General features: G+C 71.3%; 14 protein-coding genes. 6 read left to right on the forward strand and 8 right to left on the reverse strand.

Annotation, left to right across the window (positions count from 1 at the left end; genetic code table 11):
• Position 1: 1 nt before the first annotated feature.
• The 4 genes from ACZ7L9_RS17470 to mce form a co-directional block, all read right to left on the reverse strand.
• A complete protein-coding gene (locus ACZ7L9_RS17470) occupies positions 2-994 on the reverse strand; it encodes an ABC transporter ATP-binding protein (RefSeq protein ID WP_471416038.1) in 993 nt (330 codons plus the stop codon).
• Between the two features lie 97 nt (positions 995-1,091).
• Positions 1,092-2,030, reverse strand: a complete 939-nt coding sequence (locus tag ACZ7L9_RS17475) for a coiled-coil domain-containing protein (RefSeq protein ID WP_266748623.1) — start codon at positions 2,028-2,030, stop codon at positions 1,092-1,094.
• Positions 2,031-2,215: 185 nt separating this feature from the next.
• Positions 2,216-6,040, reverse strand: coding sequence for a polarized growth protein Scy (scy, locus tag ACZ7L9_RS17480; RefSeq protein WP_471416241.1), 3,825 nt, complete (start codon positions 6,038-6,040; stop codon positions 2,216-2,218).
• A gap of 163 nt (positions 6,041-6,203) precedes the next feature.
• Positions 6,204-6,632 carry a methylmalonyl-CoA epimerase gene (mce, locus tag ACZ7L9_RS17485; protein WP_266748626.1) on the reverse strand — a complete coding sequence of 143 codons (429 nt, stop codon included), beginning with the start codon at positions 6,630-6,632 and terminating at the stop codon, positions 6,204-6,206.
• Positions 6,633-6,767: 135 nt separating this feature from the next.
• On the opposite strand from mce, the gene ACZ7L9_RS17490 reads away from it, so the two are divergent.
• The 4 genes from ACZ7L9_RS17490 (at position 6,768) to ACZ7L9_RS17505 (ending at position 14,062) form a co-directional block, all read left to right on the forward strand.
• Positions 6,768-7,967: an acetyl-CoA C-acetyltransferase gene (locus ACZ7L9_RS17490; RefSeq protein WP_471416039.1), complete on the forward strand. Its 1,200-nt coding sequence runs from the start codon at positions 6,768-6,770 to the stop codon at positions 7,965-7,967.
• A 101-nt stretch (positions 7,968-8,068) separates the two neighbouring features.
• A complete protein-coding gene (meaB, locus tag ACZ7L9_RS17495) occupies positions 8,069-9,025 on the forward strand; it encodes a methylmalonyl Co-A mutase-associated GTPase MeaB (protein ID WP_471416040.1) in 957 nt (318 codons plus the stop codon).
• 260 nt (positions 9,026-9,285) lie between these two features.
• The gene (locus ACZ7L9_RS17500) at positions 9,286-11,745 is read left to right on the forward strand and encodes a protein kinase domain-containing protein (protein WP_471416041.1); all 2,460 of its coding nucleotides are present in this window, start codon (positions 9,286-9,288) and stop codon (positions 11,743-11,745) included.
• A gap of 31 nt (positions 11,746-11,776) precedes the next feature.
• Positions 11,777-14,062, forward strand: coding sequence for a protein kinase domain-containing protein (locus tag ACZ7L9_RS17505; protein ID WP_471416042.1), 2,286 nt, complete (start codon positions 11,777-11,779; stop codon positions 14,060-14,062).
• A gap of 35 nt (positions 14,063-14,097) precedes the next feature.
• Here the strand turns inward: ACZ7L9_RS17505 and ACZ7L9_RS17510 are convergent, their stop codons facing one another.
• The 4 genes from ACZ7L9_RS17510 to ACZ7L9_RS17525 all read right to left on the reverse strand — a co-directional run bounded on the left by ACZ7L9_RS17510 (position 14,098) and on the right by ACZ7L9_RS17525 (position 16,743).
• Complete coding sequence (locus tag ACZ7L9_RS17510) at positions 14,098-14,574, reverse strand: MarR family winged helix-turn-helix transcriptional regulator (RefSeq protein WP_471416043.1); 477 nt, start codon at positions 14,572-14,574, stop codon at positions 14,098-14,100.
• Between the two features lie 125 nt (positions 14,575-14,699).
• Positions 14,700-15,464, reverse strand: coding sequence for an AIM24 family protein (locus ACZ7L9_RS17515; RefSeq protein WP_471416044.1), 765 nt, complete (start codon positions 15,462-15,464; stop codon positions 14,700-14,702).
• Positions 15,461-16,111 (reverse strand): AIM24 family protein, encoded by a 651-nt coding sequence (locus ACZ7L9_RS17520; protein ID WP_471416045.1) that lies wholly within the window; start codon positions 16,109-16,111, stop codon positions 15,461-15,463. Before ACZ7L9_RS17520 ends, ACZ7L9_RS17515 begins: the two co-directional genes overlap by 4 nt.
• Positions 16,111-16,743 carry an AIM24 family protein gene (locus tag ACZ7L9_RS17525; RefSeq protein ID WP_471416242.1) on the reverse strand — a complete coding sequence of 211 codons (633 nt, stop codon included), beginning with the start codon at positions 16,741-16,743 and terminating at the stop codon, positions 16,111-16,113. Before ACZ7L9_RS17525 ends, ACZ7L9_RS17520 begins: the two co-directional genes overlap by 1 nt.
• A 268-nt stretch (positions 16,744-17,011) precedes the next feature.
• Between ACZ7L9_RS17525 and ACZ7L9_RS17530 the strand changes: the two genes are divergently transcribed.
• Together ACZ7L9_RS17530 and ACZ7L9_RS17535 are read left to right on the forward strand one after the other, a co-directional pair.
• The gene (locus ACZ7L9_RS17530) at positions 17,012-17,362 is read left to right on the forward strand and encodes a DUF3817 domain-containing protein (RefSeq protein ID WP_471416046.1); all 351 of its coding nucleotides are present in this window, start codon (positions 17,012-17,014) and stop codon (positions 17,360-17,362) included.
• Complete coding sequence (locus ACZ7L9_RS17535; RefSeq protein ID WP_030971479.1) at positions 17,359-17,652, forward strand: MTH1187 family thiamine-binding protein; 294 nt, start codon at positions 17,359-17,361, stop codon at positions 17,650-17,652. The genes ACZ7L9_RS17530 and ACZ7L9_RS17535 overlap by 4 nt, the downstream gene beginning before the upstream one ends.
• The last annotated feature ends 1 nt before the right edge of the window (position 17,653 follow it).

The raw sequence follows: 17,653 nt of genomic DNA on the forward strand, positions 1-17,653 counted from the left end.
GTCACGCCCCCTTCCCGGTGCCGGTGGGTGTCTGCCGGCTGTACGGATCGTCCCAGTGCGGGCCCACGGGAGGCGGCGCCCCGGCGAGCTCGGAGTGCGCGTGGTACTCCACCGAATCCGCCGTCATCTGCATGAACGCTTCCTCCAGAGAGGCCCGCTGGGAACTCAGCTCGTGCAGCACGATCTGATGCCGGGCGGCGAGCTCGCCCAGCGCCTCGGTGGTGGCGCCGTCGATCTCCAGCGTGCCGTTCCCCGTCTCGACCACCACGAGCCCCTCCTGGTGCAGCACATCGCGCAGCCGCTCCTGCTGCGGGGAGCGCAGCCGTACGTAACTGCGGGAGTTCTGGTGGATGAAGTCGGCCATCGAGGTGTCGGCGAGCAGCTTGCCCTGGCCGATCACGATCAAGTGGTCCGCGGTGAGTGCCATTTCGCTCATCAGATGCGAGGAGACGAAGATCGTCCGGCCTTCCGCGGCGAGTGCCTTCATCAGATTGCGGATCCAGTGAATGCCCTCGGGGTCGAGGCCGTTGACCGGTTCGTCGAAGAGCAGCACCTGCGGGTCGCCGAGCAGCGCGGCCGCGATGCCGAGCCGCTGGCCCATGCCGAGCGAGAAACCCTTCGACTTCTTCTTCGCCACCGCGGTCAGGCCGACGGTGTCCAGGACTTCCGCGACCCGGCTCTCCGGGATGCGATTGCTCTGGGCGAGGCAGAGCAGGTTGTTGTACGCGCTGCGTCCGCCGTGCATCGACTTGGCGTCCAGCAGCGCACCGATGTATTTGAGGGGTTCCTCCAGGTCGCGGTAGTGCTTGCCGTCGATGCGCACCGAACCACTGGTCGGGTTGTCGAGGTCGAGCATCATCCGCATCGTCGTGGACTTGCCCGCCCCGTTGGGCCCCAGAAAGCCCGTCACCATTCCGGGTCTGACGCGGCACGAGAGCCGGTCGACGGCAACCTTGTTGCCAAAGCGCTTGGTGAGGCCATCAAGCTCGATCATGCGTTCACGCTAGAACGGCCGCGCGCCCGGCGCCACCACAAAGGCGGAACCGGGCGCGCGAGGGGTACACGGGCCGTACGACTGCGGTACTCCGGGGTCAGCGGGTCTGCTGAGCCGGAACGCCGCGGGTGACCGGCTCGTCGTCGGCGGGTGTGCCGGCGGCGGCCACCGCGGCACCGGTCAGCGTCGCCAGCATCTCGCGGACGTTGGTCAGCTGGGCGTTGATCGAGTCGCGGCGGTTGGTGAGCGCCGCCAGCTCGCGCTCCGACTCGCTGCGGATCCGGTCGGCCTTCGCGTTCGCGTCGGCCACGATGTCCTCGGACTGGCGCTGTGCCGTCTCCACTGTCTGACGGGCCCGGCGCTCGGCGTCCGTACGGAGCTTCTCGGCCTCCAGGCGGAGCTGCTCGGCGCGGTGCTCGATCTCGGCGAGGCGCTTCTCGGCCTTGGCCTGACGGGACGCGAGGTCGCGCTCCGACTGGTCGCGGCGCTTGGCCAGGTTGGTCTCGAAGTCCGCGGCGGCCTGGGCGGCCTTGGCGCGGGTCTCCTCGAAGAGGGCGTCCGCCTCCTCACGCTTCTGCGCGGCGTCCTTCTGGGCGTCGGCACGCAGCGTGCCGGCCTCGCCCTTGGCCTTCTCGACGATACGGACGCCCTCGTCCTCGGCCTTCGCCTTGCGATCGGCGGCGAACGACTCGGCGTCGTTGCGCACCTGCTGGGCGGCCGACTCGGCGAGCTCACGGTGCTGCTCGGCGGCGCGACGGGCCTCCTCGCGCAGGTCCTTCGCCTCCTCCTCGGCCAGGCGGAGAATCTTCTCCACGCGGGCACCGAGACCGGCGTACGACGGCTCCGCGTCGTTGACCTGGGCCTGGGCGTTCTGCGTTTCGAGGTGGAGCTCCTCGATGCGCTTTTCCAGAGACGTGATGCGGCCGAGAGCACTATCACGGTCGGCGACGAGCTTGGTAATGCGGTCATCCACCTGACCGCGGTCGTATCCACGTCGCACGAGCTCGAAGCCGAAGGGGGAGGAAGGGTCGCTCATGGGGTTCCTGTCGAATGAGACCGGTGAGGTGTTAGAGGGAATCCTAGGGGTGCGGACGGCGTGTCATCGAGCGGATGCCCTTTTGATCTGGAGAATGACACCTCTTTCGAGTGGCTGACCCACCGTAACCCTTGCCACTCGGAAGGTTGAACGCTCCTGACGAAGCACGGGAGATGACGGGGCGACTACCCATCGGACGACTTGCCACTCGATCGAGCGCCCGCCGAGGCCCCGGCCTTGACGCCGCCGGTGGAAGTGCCGCCCTTGCCGCCGGCGGCCGGCGTCTCGAACGACTCCAGTGCCTCCAACACGTCCTGGACGCGGGAGATCTCGGTGTTGATGTCCTCGCGCCGGCGCACCAGCAGGTCGAGTTCGCGCTTGCCCTCGTCCACCGTTCGCTTCGCCTCGGTCTCGGCGTCGGCCCGCAGCTTCTCGGCCTCGCGGATCAGCGTGGCCTTCTTCTGCTCGGCCTCCTTCAGCAGCGACTCGGCCCGCTTCACCGCCGCGATCCGGACCTTGCTCGCCTCCGAATTCGCGTCCGCCAGCAGCTCCTTGGCCTTGGCCGCCGCCTCGTCGCGCTGTTCGGTCGCCGCCTTCATCAGGTTGTCGACGCGCTCGCCCGCCGTCCTCATCTGCTCGGACGTCTCCCGCCGGGCCCGGTCGTGCAGCTCCTCGATCTCGCCCTCGATCCGGGCCCTGAGCTCCTCGGCCCGCTCCCGGATGGCCGTGGCGTCCCGGCGCGCGCCGACCAGCAGCTCGTCCGCGTCCGTACGGGCCCGCTCCACCAGGGAGTTGCCCTCGACGGTCGCCTCCGAGGTGATCCGCACGGCCTCCTTGCGGGCCGCGCCGACCATCGTGTCGGCCTGCTCCTCGGCCTCGGTGGCGGCGCGCAGCGCCTCCTCCTGCGCCTTGTTGATCAGCTGGTCCGCCTGCTCGGCAGCGTCGGCCCGGCGCTTCGCCGCGGCCTCCCGCGCCTCGTCCAGCAACCGGTCCGCCTCCTCGCGGGCCTGAGCGCGCATCAGCTCGGCCGCCGCCTCCGCCTCGGCGCGCACCCGCTCCGCCTCCTCGCGGGTGCGGGCCGCGTGCTCCTGCGCCGAACCGACGGTGGCCGCCGCCTCCGCACGCAGCCGCTCCGCCTCGTCGGCGGCCTCGTCCATCGCTCGGGCCGCCTGCTGCGTCGCCTCCTCGACGAGCCGGGTGGCCTGCTGCGTCGACTCCGTACGGACCCGCTCGGCCTCGCTCGTCGCCTCGCCGACCAGCCGGTCGGCCTGGGTCGCGGCGTCGGAACGCATCCGGTTGGCGTCCTCGCGGGCCTCGGCCCGGCTGCGCGCCGCGTCCTGCTCGGCCGAGGCCAGCGCGTCGGAGGCCTCGGTACGCATCCGCTGGCTGTACTCCGCGGTGTCCGCCCGCAGCCGCTCCGACTCGGCGATCGCGTCCGCGACGGTCCGCTCGGCCATCGCCTTCGCGGCCTCGGACTCCTCCTGCGCCTCCCGGCGGATCCGGGACGCGTCCTCGCCCGCCCGCTCGCGCTCGGCGTGCGCGTCGGCGCGGAGCCGGTCCGCCTCCTCCTGCGCCTCGGACTTGGTCCGCTCCGCGACATGCTCGGCGGTGGAGCGCAGCCCGGCGATCTCCGCCTCGGCCTGCTCCTGCAGTCCGCTGACCGAATCCCGTACCTGCTGGGCGGTCTGCTCGGCCGTGGAGACCAGCTCCGTCGCCCGGCTGTCCGCCTCCTCGACCAGGCGGTGCGCCTCGGCCTGTGCCTCCTCGACCCGCTTGCGGGCGGAGGCGAGCAGCTCCTCGCTCTGCTCGCGGGCCCGCTCGCGCTCCTGGTTCGCCTCGGCGCGCGCCGCGTCGAGGGTCTCCTCGGCCTCCCGGCGACGCCGGTTCGCCTCCTCCTGCGCGGCGGCCAGCGCCTCGGCGGCCTCCGTGCCCACCCGCTCCGCGGCGGCAGCGGCCTCGGAACGCACCCGGTCGGCGCTCTCCTGCGCCTCGGACTTGAGCCGCTCCGCCTCGGCGGCCGCCTCGCCGCGCAGCCGTACGGCGACGGACTCGCCCTCCGCACGCGACTGCGACGCATCCGCCGCGGCCTCGTCGCGCAGCCGCTCCGCCTCGGTCTCCGCCTGCTCCCGCAGCGCCCGCAGCCGCTCGGCGGCCTCCGCGCGCAGCCGCTCGGACTCCTCGTTCGTCTCGCGCCGGATGCGCTCCGCCTCGGCGCGCGCGTCCGTGAGCGCCTGCTCGGCGGTGGTGACCCTGGTCTCGGCCTCGGTGTGCAGCCGGGTCAGCTCGTCGGCCGCCTCCGCCTGCCGGGCCGCGACCGCACGCTCGGTCTCCTCGCGCAGCTCCGCCGCCGCCTGCTCGGCCGCGGTGGTGGTGGACCCGGCCTGCTCCTCGGCCTCGGTACGCAGCTGCTCGGCCTCGGCGCGGGCGCGCTCGAGGGCCTCCTCGGCCTGCTTGCGCAGCGCGCCGGCGCGCTCGGCCGCGTCGGTACGGACCCGCTCGCTCTCCGTGCCCGCGGTGGTGCGCAGCTCCTCCGCGTCCGCCTTCGCCTTGGACAGCAGCTCCTCGGCGGTCTTCGCGCCCTCCTCGATCTGCTGGACGGCCTCGCGGCGCGCCTCGCCGCGGATCCGCTCGCCCTCGGCGACCGCCTCGGAGCGCAGCTGCTCGGCCTCGCCGCGCAGCCTGCGCGCCTCCTCCTGCAGCTCGACCGTCTTGGCCCGGTACTCCTTGGTGTCGTCCTTGGCCGCGCCCTTGAGCTGATCGGCCTGCTCGGCGGCCTCGCCGCGCAGCCGGTCCGCCTCGGCCTCCGCCTCGCGGCGGATCCGGTCGGCCTCCTCGCTCGCCGTCCTAGTGGTGGACTTCGCGTCCTCGGACGCCTTGGTCAGCACCTCCTCGGCGGCCCTGGCGGCCTTGGCGAGCTGGGCCGCGGCATCCTCGGCGGCCGCCGTGCGGGCCTGCTCGGACGCCTCGGACCTCAGCCGGACCGCCTCGGCACGGGCATCGGCGAGCGCCTGCTCGGCCTCCGCCTTGAGGGTCTCGGTGTCCTTGGTGGCCTCGCCGACCAGCCGGGCGATCTCCGACTTGGCCGTACGGGTGCGCTGCTCGTTCTGCGACTCGGCGGCGGCCAGCCGCTTGACGGCGGCCTCCTTCGCCTCCGCGGTGACCTTCTCGGCCTCCAGCCGGGCCTCGCGCAGCTGGGTCTCGGCCTCCTGCATGCGCTGCTCGGCGGCCCGGTTCAGCTCGGCGGTCCGCTGCCGGGTCTGCTCGGTCTCCGCCGTCGTCGACGTCCGCAGCTGCTCGGCGTGGCTGGTGGCCTCCTGCGCCTGGCTGGAGGCGGCGTTCAGCAGCCGCTCGGCGTCCTTGCGGGCACGCAGCAGGATCGCCTCGGCGTCGGCACGGGCCGACTCCGCCTCGGAACCGAGCCGCTGCCGGGTCTCCTCCGCCAGCCGCCCCGCCTCGGCGCGCGCCGCCGCCAGGGACTGCTCGGCCTCGGTACGGGACTCCTCCAGCAGCCGGCGGGCCTGGGACTCGGTCCTGGCCCGGAGCTGCTCGGCCCAGGCGACGTTCTCGTTGACGTGGGACTCGACGGTCTGGCGGCGCTCGGCCAGCTCCTGGTCGAGCTGCTGGCGCCGCTGCACGGCCTCGTTGTGCAGCTCGGCCTGGAGCCGAGCCTGGTGCTCGGCGTGCTCCTGCAGGATGCGCTGCGTCTGCGCACGGGCGTCACGGAGCTCCCGCTCGGCGTCCGTCCGCAGCTGTTCGGCCTGGATCTGGGCATTACGGAGCAGCTGCTCGGCCTGGTAGCCGATGTCCGCGCTGTCGTACGCGGGACGGGTCGCGAGATTGCGCCGAGCCTCGTGCAGCTTGGCGCGCAAGACCTCGACCTGGTAACCGAGGTCCTCGGCGTGCTGGACGGCCTTCTCCCGGTCGGTCTTCAGCCGGTCCATCTCGGCTTCGAACCGCGAGAGATGGTCGTCGTCAGCTCGGTGGCTCTCCTGGCGTTCGTAGCCCCGCACTGCGCGGTCCATCCGTCCCCTGGTCGCAACTCTCCAACGAGTACCGTTCACCGGTGAACGGTCCCCCGGGGAATGGTGACAGATCAACGGCTGGGGACGCGGCGCGGCCCCGACCCGGCCCCGGCCCGGAACCGCCCACTCTACCGGGCCGGGTATCCGGAGGTCAGTGCTCCGCTGCGGACGTGACCAGTTCGGTCAGGACGCCGTGGCAGTCCTTCGGATGGAGGAAGGTGATCCGGGACCCCATGGAACCGGTCCGGGGCTCCTCGTACAGCACCCTGACCCCCTTCTCCCGGATGTCCGCCGCGTCGGCGTCGACGTCCGCGGTGCCGAAGGCGATGTGGTGGACGCCCTCACCGTTCTTCGCGAGCCACTTGCCCACGGCCGAGTCCTCCCGGGTCGGCTCCAGGAGCTGGAGGTAGGAAGCACCGCCGTCGGACGTATCGTTGATCTTGAGCATGGCCTCCCGTACGCCCTGCTCCTCGTTGATCTCGGAGTGGAACACCTCGAACCCGTAGGTCGAGCGGTAGAACTCGACCGTCCTGTCCAGGTCGAAACAGGCGATCCCGATGTGGTCGATTCGCGTCAGCATGCAACCAGTGCAGCGCTCCACCGATGGTTACGCAACGTGCGCGCGATCACACCCGCTGCGGGATGACGGGTGAGGTACCGCTCAGTACATTCGTGTAAACCCTCGTTCACTCCTCATCCCAAGGGGCCGTGCCTCATGTCAGGAACGACCGGTACAACCTCAGTGATCGTCGCGGGCGCGCGTACGCCCATGGGCCGGCTCCTCGGCTCGCTAAAAAGCTTCTCCGGGGCCGATCTCGGCGGCTTCGCCATCAAGGCCGCACTGGACCGGGCCGGTATCGGCGGCGACCAGGTCGAGTACGTGATCATGGGCCAGGTGCTGCAGGCCGGTGCGGGCCAGATGCCCGCCCGCCAGGCCGCGGTCAAGGCGGGCATCCCGATGAACGTCCCCGCGCTCACCGTCAACAAGGTGTGTCTGTCCGGGCTGGACGCGATCGCGCTCGCCGACCAGCTGATCCGTGCCGGTGAGTTCGACGTCGTCGTCGCCGGGGGCCAGGAGTCCATGACGAACGCCCCGCATCTGCTCCCGAAGTCCCGGGAGGGATACAAGTACGGCGCGATCGAGATGCTCGACTCGATGGCGTACGACGGTCTGACCGACGCCTACGAGAACATCCCTATGGGTGAATCCACCGAGAAGCACAACACCCGGCTCGGACTGAACCGCGCCGACCAGGACGAGATCGGCGCCCTCTCGCACCAGCGCGCCGCCGCCGCCCAGAAGAACGGCATCTTCGAGGCCGAGATCACCCCGGTCGAGATCCCGCAGCGCAAGGGCGACCCGGTCCTCTTCTCCAAGGACGAGGGCATCCGACCGGAGACGACCGCGGAGTCCCTCGGCAAGCTGCGCCCGGCCTTCACCAAGGACGGCACGATCACCGCGGGCACCTCCTCGCAGATCTCCGACGGCGCCGCCGCGGTCGTCGTCATGAGCAAGACCAAGGCCGAGGAGCTGGGCCTGGACTGGATCGCCGAGATCGGCGCCCACGGCAATGTGGCGGGCCCGGACAACTCCCTCCAGTCCCAGCCGTCCAACGCCATCAAGCACGCACTGAAGAAGGACGGCCTGGAGGTCGCGGACCTCGACCTCATCGAGATCAACGAGGCGTTCGCGGCAGTCGCCGTCCAGTCGATGAAGGACCTCGGGGTCACCCCGGACAAGGTGAACGTCAACGGCGGCGCCATCGCGCTGGGGCACCCGATCGGCATGTCCGGCGCCCGTGTGGTGCTGCACCTCGCGCTGGAGCTGAAGCGGCGCGGCGGCGGCACCGGGGCGGCGGCGCTGTGCGGCGGCGGCGGTCAGGGCGACGCGCTGATCATCCGTGTTCCCAGGTAGGACCCGGGGTTCCCGAGCAGGAACGGCCCGGCCGAGCCGTACGTAGTACGTAATACACGGCGTAGTACACGGAGAGCACGCAGCGAGTGAACGGAGCGGTGATGGTGGACGTCCCCACCCTGGTCGAGCAGGCCCGTGCGGGCCGGCCGAGGGCCGTGGCCCGGCTCATCTCCCTGGTGGAGGGGGCGTCGCCGCAGCTGCGCGAGGTGATGGCGGCCCTGGCGCCGCTGACGGGCAACGCGTACGTCGTCGGCCTGACCGGTTCGCCCGGCGTCGGCAAGTCGACATCCACGTCGGCGCTGGTCTCGGCGTACCGGCGGGCGGGCAAGCGGGTCGGCGTCCTGGCCGTCGACCCGTCCTCGCCGTTCTCCGGCGGCGCGCTCCTCGGCGACCGGGTCCGGATGTCGGAGCACGCCTCCGACCCGGGCGTCTACATCCGCTCCATGGCCAGCCGCGGACATCTGGGCGGCCTCGCCTGGTCGGCCCCGCAGGCGATCCGGGTGCTGGACGCGGCGGGGTGCGAGGTGATCCTGGTGGAGACGGTCGGCGTCGGCCAGTCGGAGGTGGAGATCGCCTCCCAGGCCGACACCTCCGTCGTCCTGCTGGCGCCCGGCATGGGTGACGGCATCCAGGCGGCGAAGGCCGGAATCCTGGAGATCGGCGACGTGTACGTCGTCAACAAGGCCGACCGCGACGGCGCGGACGCCACCGCGCGCGAGCTCAACCACATGCTGGGCCTCGGCGAGTCCCGCGGTCCGGGCGACTGGCGCCCGCCGATCGTGAAGACGGTCGCCGCCCGGGGCGAGGGCATCGACGAGGTCGTCGAGGCGCTGGAGAAGCACCGGGCGTGGATGGAGGAGCACGGCGTGCTCGCCGAGCGGCGCACGGCCCGGGCGGCCCGCGAGGTCGAGACGATCGCCGTCACGCGGCTGCGTGAGCGCATCGGCGATCTGCACGGCGACCGCCACATCGGCGCGCTCGCCGAACGCATCGTGGCGGGGAATCTCGACCCGTACGCGGCGGCGGACGAACTGGTGGCGGGGCTCACCGAAAGCTGACCCCCGATTCGGTGCGGACGGGTCCGGAGGCGGCGTGCGGCCGCTTCGGGGGCGCCCCCGGCTTGCGCGGCCCGGCCCGGCGCCTGTTCGGGCCTTCGGGCCGCTCCAGGGTCCTCGGGGTGGCCGAGTCCCGGTGTCCTGTGCCCTGTTGAAGACCCCCTGGGGGCGCTGCTGCTGATGACGTGTCCGTGGCAGGATTACGCCCGGACGCGTGCACAGGGCGTCCGGCGTCTCATGCGTGACGACGGGGGGAATGGCGCATGCTCGGGCCGTTGCGGGACGACTCGCCCAGGCGGATCGGGCCTTACGGGATACGGGCCCGGCTCGGCGCGGGCGGCATGGGGGAGGTCTTCCTCGGCGCCCGGGACGGCGGCGGCGAACCGGTCGCCGTCAAGACGGTCCGTCGCGACGTGGCCCAGGACCCCGGCTTCCGCAACCGGTTCCGTCGCGAGATCACCGTCGCCCGGTCCGTCACCGGCCCCCATCTCGCCCCGCTGCTCGAGGGGGACGCCGACGCCGAAGTGCCCTGGCTCGCCACCGGGTACGTGGCCGGGCCGACCCTGTCCGCCGCCGTCCGTGGGGCGGGTGCGATGGCCGAGGCCGAGGTTCGGATGCTCGGCGCCGGGCTCGCCCGCGCGCTGGCGGCCGTCCACGCGGCCGGGATCGTCCACCGCGATGTGAAGCCCGGCAATGTGATGCTCGCGGCGGACGGCCCGCGACTCATCGACTTCGGAATCGCCCGCGACGCCGGCGCGACCCCGCTCACCACCACCAGTCGCATGGTCGGCAGCCCCGCCTTCATGTCCCCGGAACACGTGGCGGGCAGCGGACGCGTCGTCCCGGCTTCCGACGTCTTCTGCCTCGCCTCCGTGCTCTGCTTCGCCGCCACCGGGCGCGATCCCTTCGGTGACGGGCCGGTCGCCGCCGTGCTCTACCGGGTCAAGTACGTCGAGGCCGATCTCGACGATGTTCCGGACGCGCTGCGTGCCGTACTGGACCGCTGCCTGGTGGCCGACCCGGCCGCCCGCCCTGCCGCCGCCGAACTCGCGGAGCTGCTCGGCCCCGGCGCGGCGGCCCGGTGGCCGGAGCCGGTGGTGCGGCACATCGCCGAGTACGAGCGGGAGCTGGCCCGGGTCATCGCACTGGGCGGACCGCTGCTGCCGGGATACACACCGACCGAGGTGGCTGCCGGAAGCCCTCCGGCCGCTCATCAACTGCCCACCCAGGGAACAGACTTCACCCCCGGCCTGCACATCGCGCCCACCCAGGGCCCCGGTCTCGCCCCGCCCCCGCGCCGCTCCCGGCGCGCCCTGGGCGCGGTCCTCGCCGCGCTGATCGTGCTGGGTGCCGCCACCGGGTCCATCCTGGCCTGGCGCAACAACCAGAAGACCCCCGACGAGGCTGCGCGCGGGGGCGGTTCACCCGCTGTCGGCATCGTCGCGGGTGTGGACGAGAACGGGGGCCCGGACGCCTCGGGCGCGGTCCCGTACGGCCGCGATGTCCGTCCGGCGGGGTGGAAGAAGTCCTGGCAGGGGAAGTTCTCCGGGTCGCCGATCGGCTGCTCCGCGGGTCGCGACGTCGTGGTCTGCCGCAAGACGGACGGCACGTACGAGGCGCTGTCGGCGGTGGACGGGCACCGGATGTGGACGCTGGACACGGGGGAGACCTCGAAGGTGGCGGGCTGGGGGCCGACCGGTCAGTTCTTCATGCCGGCCAGTGCCACCCGCCCCACCGTGTACGACGGCACCGTGCTGCTCGCCGCAGGCGACCGGCTGCAGTCGCTGGACGCCCGCACGGGGGAGGTCCGCTGGGAGACCCGGTCCGGTGGCGCGCAGAACCTGGCAAGCGCGCCGCTGGTCGTCGGTGGTTTGGTCTTCGCCGCCAACACATGGTCGTCCGAGGGCTCGGCGCTCGCTGCGTACGACCTCAGGACCGGCGCCGAGAAATGGCACAAGCCGCTGGCCCCGCAGGAGCTAGCCAAAGCCGAGAGGGGCAACTTCTGGCCGGTCGCCACCGACGGCAAGGCGGTGTACGCGATCGGTAAGGACGGGCCGAAGGTGTTCCGACCGAAGGACGGCACGCTGCTGGGCACCGCGGGTGGTGAGGGAACGGACCAGAGCTGCGGAGATCTCCGGCTGCGGGGCGCATTCGCCTACTGTGCCACCTACGCATCCAACAGCAGCGCTTCCGGCTTCGGCACCGATCTGAGGGTGCTGAGGTTCGCGGCGGGGACGCTCAAGGCGCAGGGGCGGGTGCCGGTGGACTCCGCGCTCGTCGCCGAAGCGACCGTCACCGCGATCGACGACCGGGTGATGGCCATCCGCCGGGGTAACAAATACGTGCCGGACGTGCCCGACGAACTCGTCGTCGTCGGCCGCGACAACGGCCGGACCCTCGGCAGGTTTCCGCTCGGCGGGAAGGCGGGGAAGGGCATGAGTAACCCGGCCTCCAACGCCTTGATCGTCGCCGACACCGTGGTCTGGGCGGACAGCACGACGCTGTACACCGTCCCGATCCGCCCCGACGGCACGCTGGGAACATTGGCCGGCACCCGGCTGACGGGCGCCCCGGGCCCGAGCAGGACACCGACGTACGACACCGTTCGCAACGGCGTCGAGCTGGACAAGGAACTACTCGACCCGCAGGTGCTGCCGGTCGGCGGAGTCGTGCATGTCGTGTACGACGACGGCACCACGCTCTCCGTACCCCTGCCCGAGTGAACCGTCCGGCGAACGGCAGAGGAGCCGTGCAGTGATCGAGCCGCTTCCGCCCGGCCGCGCCCGGCTGGTCGGCCCCTACCAGTTGCTCGGGCTGCTGGGCGCGGGCGGCATGGGCGAGGTGTATCTCGCCCGGCCCGCCGGTGCGCCGGACCCGCTCGGCGGACTGGTCGCGCTGAAGACCGTACGCGCCGATCTCGACCTCGACGACGGCTTCCGCATCCGCTTCCGCCGTGAGATCGACGCGGCGGGCGCCGTACGCAGTCGGCACACCGCATCCCTCGTCGGTGGCGACGCGAGCGGCCGGCTGCCCTGGCTGGCGACCGAGTACGTCCCGGGCCCCTCGCTCGCCGAGGCGGTGACCCGCGGCGGGCCGCTGCCCGAGCCGGTGGTACGGCAGATGGGTGCCCGCCTTGCCCAGGCACTCGCCGACATGCACGCCGTACGCGTACTCCACCGTGACCTCAAGCCGGGCAATGTGCTGCTCGGCACCGAGGGGCCGAAGGTGATCGACTTCGGGATCGCCCAGGCCTTCGACGCCACCCAGCTGACCCGTACGGGTGTCGTGGTGGGCAGCCCCGGTTACATCTCGCCCGAGCACGTCAACGGCTCGCGGTCGCTCGTCCCGGCGTCCGACGTGTTCTGCCTCGGTGCGGTGCTCGCCTTCGCGGCGACCGGGCACGGCCCGTTCGACGACTCCGACATGGCGGCGGTGATCTTCCGGATCGCCCACGGCGAGGCCGAACTGTCGTACGTACCGGCGCCGTTGCGTGCCGTGATCGAGGAATGCCTGCGCAGCGACGCCGAGGCCAGGCCGACCCCTCGGCAACTGGCCGGCATGCTGCTGCCGGACGAGCGGCCGGGCACGGCACCCGCGGGCTCGTTCCTCTGGACGGACGCGATACGGCGGCAGCTCGCCGAGCACGCGGCCGGGGCGCGCGCCTGCGCGGCGGCCGCCCCACCGGTCCCGCTCCATGCCCCCGCCCTCGGCGGACCGGCCCTCGCACCGACGCCGGTCGTGCCTGTGTCCGTGCCCGGCGACAGCAAGGGCGACAAGAGACTGTGGATCGGGCTGGCGGCAGCGGCCACGATGGTGTGCGTGGTCCTGGGGGCGGTGCTGCTGCCGGGGCTCTTCAAGGGCGACGGCGGGGGCGACGACAACGCGGGCGGCGGTGCGCGACCGACCGTCTCGGCCCCGGACTCCGTGCGGTCCGAGGCAGGACCCGCCGTCGTGCCCAACGCCGACGCCGGCCGTACCGGGGATTTCGGGGCCGCCGCCGCGGACGTATCCAGGAAACCGGCGGGCTGGAAGGCGTGGAAGGCCAAGATCGCGGATGGTCCGGTGGAGTGCGTACTCGCGGGTGCGTCCCTGGTCTGCGGCGGTCCGCAGCGCATCACCGTGCTGGACGCCGCGAACGGCAGGCGCAAGTGGCAGACCCCGCCGGGAAAGACGGCCGCTGGTCCCGCCTCGGTGGCCGCCGTCCTCGGCCCCACCGTGTACGCCTTCGAGGACGGCGCCCTGGTGGCGCTCGGCCTGGCCGACGGCGCCGAGAAGTGGCGGGAGCCACTGGACGACGGTGCCCGGGTGGCCGATTCCGTACAGTCGGACGGCGTTCTCTATTACGTCACGAGAACCCCGGGAACCGGGGCCGGCCGGATCGTCGCCCACCGACTCACCGGCGGGCACGAACGCGCATGGGACAAGCCGTGGGTCGACCCGGCCCCCGAGGCCGAACTGCTCCTCGCCGAGGGCCGGCTCGTCGCGGTCGGCGAGGGCGTCACCATCCTGAAGAGCACCGACGGCACGCGGCTGGGCGGCATCGGGGCCGGCGACGTCACCTGCCGTACGCCGGTCCTGAAGGGGAAGGAACTCCTCTGCGCGGGCTCGAACGGCCTGACGGTCGTCGATGCGGCGGCCCCGCAGAACCGCCGCACGCTCGCCGACGGCGTGGACATCGCCTACCGGCCCGCCGTGTCACGCGACGGCAAGGTCGTGGTGAGCAGCCGGCAGCGGGTGTACGTGATCACGCTGGCCGACGGCGGTCTGATCTGGGCGACGGATGACGCGTCCGAGGGAATGGAGACCGAGGGAGCGCCGATCGTGGTCGGCGACAAGGCTTTCCTCGTCGACGGGTACGGAGTGGGGGCCTACCGCCTGAACGCGACCGAGGAGGACAACGTGGGCTCCAAGATGTACACGGGATGGCCCGCACCCCCCGGTGATCCGCTCGATCCGGCACACGTCTCGCTGGTCGCGCAGGGTGACGCACTGTTCCTGAGCTTCAACGACGGTACGGTCCTGTCGGGCAACGCCCCGTGAGCGCTGGTCCTCGCCCCGCTCGTCGCCCCCGTGGGTCACACCTTGCCGCGGCGTCCCCGCAGATGATCCGCGACCGGAGCCAGCGCCGCGTGCAGGTCCGCCAGTGCCTCCGGCGTCAACAGGTCCATGAAGTGTTTGCGCACCGACGCCACATGGTGCGGTGCCACCTTCCGCATCGTCTCCGCGCCCTCCTCGGTGAGGACCGCGTACAGACCGCGCCGGTCGGACTCGCAGTTCTCCCGGCGGACCAGACCCGCGCTCTCCATGCGCGTGATCTGGTGCGAGAGCCTGCTCTTGGACTGCAGCGTCGCGGCGGCGAGATCACTCATCCGCATGCGCTGGTCCTGCGACTCGGAGAGGTTGACCAGGATCTCGTAGTCGTTGTTGGTCAGGCCGAACGGCTGGAGATCCTTCTCCAGTTGGTGCATCAGCAGCCTGCTGACGTCCAGGTGGGTACGCCAGGCGCACTGCTCCGCGTCGTTCAGCCAGCGGGTGGCCGTCTCGGTCTCCATATGTGGATTCTACCTAAGAAGTTGAAAGCCGGACGAAGTGAGGGAGTGTGACACCCGGCACCTGCCCGGAGGCGGACTCGGGTGCGGGGTGCGGACGTTCGACGTCACACTGCGCAGACTATCGTTCACGATCCGAAGCGACGTTGGAGGTCCCCGAGCTGACCGGGCATGCGGGACGCGGACCCGGGTTGACCGCCCCCGCCCGGGACGCCCGGCTGCTGCGGCACCGCCCCCGTCGACTGCTCGGGCATCAGGATCTCGGTCGACTGGAGCAGCACCGTACCCGCGCCGACAAACTCGAACTGGTGCTCCTCGCCCGAGGTTCCGCCGATCCCGGTCAGCGACCGCAGCCCGCCCAACACGCCCGTCATGTAGCCGTGGTCGTAGTGGTGGCACGGCGAGGGGCAGTCCGCCCAGCCCACCAGGGCCTGCGGATCGACCCGCAGCGGCGGCTCCATGAAGACCACCGGACCGTTGGACGCCGCCACGAACTTCCCCGTTCCGATCAGCGTCAGAAAGCCCGGCACGATGGACTGCTTGAGTGCCAGCGTCGGCTGGTACGCGAGGAGGTTGCCGGACCGGATCGTCAGATTCCCGTCCTCCAGGTCGTACGAGTTGACGTCGAAGGCCCGGTCCGCGAGCAGCATCTTGCCGCTGCCCTCGGCCACCACCCAGTCGCTCGCGTGCAGCGGCGAGTGGAAACTCGTACGGATCAGCCGTTCGAAGCGGCCGTGACCGATGCCGTTGAACTCGATCCGCCCGTAATAGGCGATCATCTTGCCCTTCTGCAGGAACCACTGGCTCCCCTTGAGTTCCACACAGAAGGTGTAGGAGTTGACGTTGTCGTCCGACGGCAGCGTCATCGGGTCGAAGACCACGGGCGTGCTCACAGCTTCTCCTCCGAGGCCTGGACGTACACCGCGCCGCTGCCGCTCAGCTCCAGCTGGAACGCCTCGCCGGAGCCGCGCCCCACCATGTCGCGCCAGCCGAGCGCGGTGGAGAGCTTGTTGCGCACGTCGCCGTGGTGCGCGACGTACGCCTGCGGGTCCACATGCACCTCGCGGCCGGGGGCGATCGGCAGCTTGATCACCCCGCCGTGTGCCATCACGGCGACCGCGCCATGCCCCTTGAGGGTGGTGGTGAACAGCCCCTGCCCGGTCACCTGACCGCGCACCATGCCCATCACCCCGCCCTGCGAACCCATGAACATCGTGCCCTGCTGGAGCGTCCCGTCGAAGGCGAGCAGCCGGTCGGCCTCCACGTACAGGGTGTCGCCGGCCAGGTTGATCACCTGGATGTGATGGCCGCCGTGGCCGAACATCACCGTGCCGTTGCCCTCGACCGTCATCAGCGGGGTCGCCTCATTGGCCACCCGGCGGCCGATCATCGACATCACACCGCCCTGACCGCCCTGGATGTTCGGTGTGAACGACACCTCGCCCCGGTGGGCGAGCATCGCGCCGCGCTGGCTGTACATCTTCTGGCCGGGAACGACCGTCGCCTCGACCATCTTCGAGTTGATCTCACGGAACGGCATCAGACATCGCCCCCGATGGTGTTCCGCTCGCTCGGCTGGACGTAGACGATTCCCTCGCCCTCGAAGCGGATCTGGAAGGACTCGCCCGAGCCCTCGCCCATCAGCGTCCGGAAGTTCACCCCGGACTGGAAGTGCTGTTGCACGTTTCCCTGATGGGCGATGTAGGCGCCCGGGTCGACGAACAGCGGGTACGAGGCCGAGACCCGCAGCGCCACCGCCGAACCGTCCGACGTGATCGCCGCCTGTCCGGTGCCCTCGACGGTGGTGGTGAACAGGCCGTTGCCGCTCGCTCCGCCGCGCAGGCCGGTGAAGGTGGTGCCGGTGCGCAGTCCGGCATCGGTGCAGAGCAGATTGCTCGCCTCGACGTAGAGCTTGTCGCCGTGCAGCGAGACGAGACTGATCTCGCTCGCACGGTCGGCGAAGTAGCAGGTGCCCTGCCCCTTCACCTCCATCACGGCCATCTGCTCGCCGGTCAGCCGGCGGGTCACCATGCCGCGCAGGCCGTCACCGCCGCCGGTCATCTTCTTGAACGTCATCCGGCCGTCGTACGCGACCATCGAACCGTTCTTCGCCTTCACGGCGTCGCCGGCCAGGTCGACGGCGAGCGTTCTGCTGCCTTGGAGTCGGAACATTGCCACGGAGCGACGTTAACGGCAGGAGCCCGGCCAGGACAGGGCCCAGGGGAGGAATCGGCCCCCTGAACCGTCCCCGATACGCATCCGGTACGTGGCACGTACGTAATCGGGACGTAGCCCGTACGGGGCACAAGGCCGGGGCGGCAGCACGTGACCGGCGACATACGGCCCCCGGCACCGACCGCTGCCCGAACCGATGCCACAATGGATCGCGCTTGTGCCTGTATTCACAAGCTGTCACGATCCTCCCACCGAAGGTGCCCTCGTGGACGTCAAGACCGCTACCGCCCTGCACCGGCTGCGCCTCATCTCGGTTCCCGAGGCGCTCTCCTTCCCCGCGCTGATCATCTTTGGCTCGATCCTCAGCCGGGTCTCCGACATCGACTTCCTGATGATGCCGCTCGGCATCCTGCACGGCGTCCTCTTCGTCATCTACGCCGTGCTGCTCCTCGACGTCTGGTCCAAGACCAAGTGGCCGCTCAAGCGCGTCGCGTTCTTCTTCCTCCTCGCGCTGCTGCCGTTCGGCGGGCTGTACGGCGACAAGGTGCTCAAGCGCTACGAGGCCGACGACGTCATCGCCGCCCGCGCCCGCCGGGAAGGCGTGGTCAGCGCATGATCGTCGCGTTCTCGGTCAGTCCGCTGGGTGTCGGCGAGGACGTCGGGGAGTACGTCGCCGACGCCGTCCGGGTCGTCCGTGAGTCCGGGCTGCCCAATCGCACGGACGCCATGTTCACCTCGATCGAGGGCGAGTGGGACGAGGTCATGGACGTCGTCAAGAGGGCAGTCGCCGCCGTCGAGGCCCGCGCCGGCCGCGTCTCCCTCGTGCTGAAGGCCGACATCCGCCCCGGTGTGACCGACGGTCTGACCTCCAAGGTCGAGACGGTCGAGCGGTATCTCGCGGACTGAC

This window comes from Streptomyces sp. NPDC111516, from assembly GCF_055635345.1.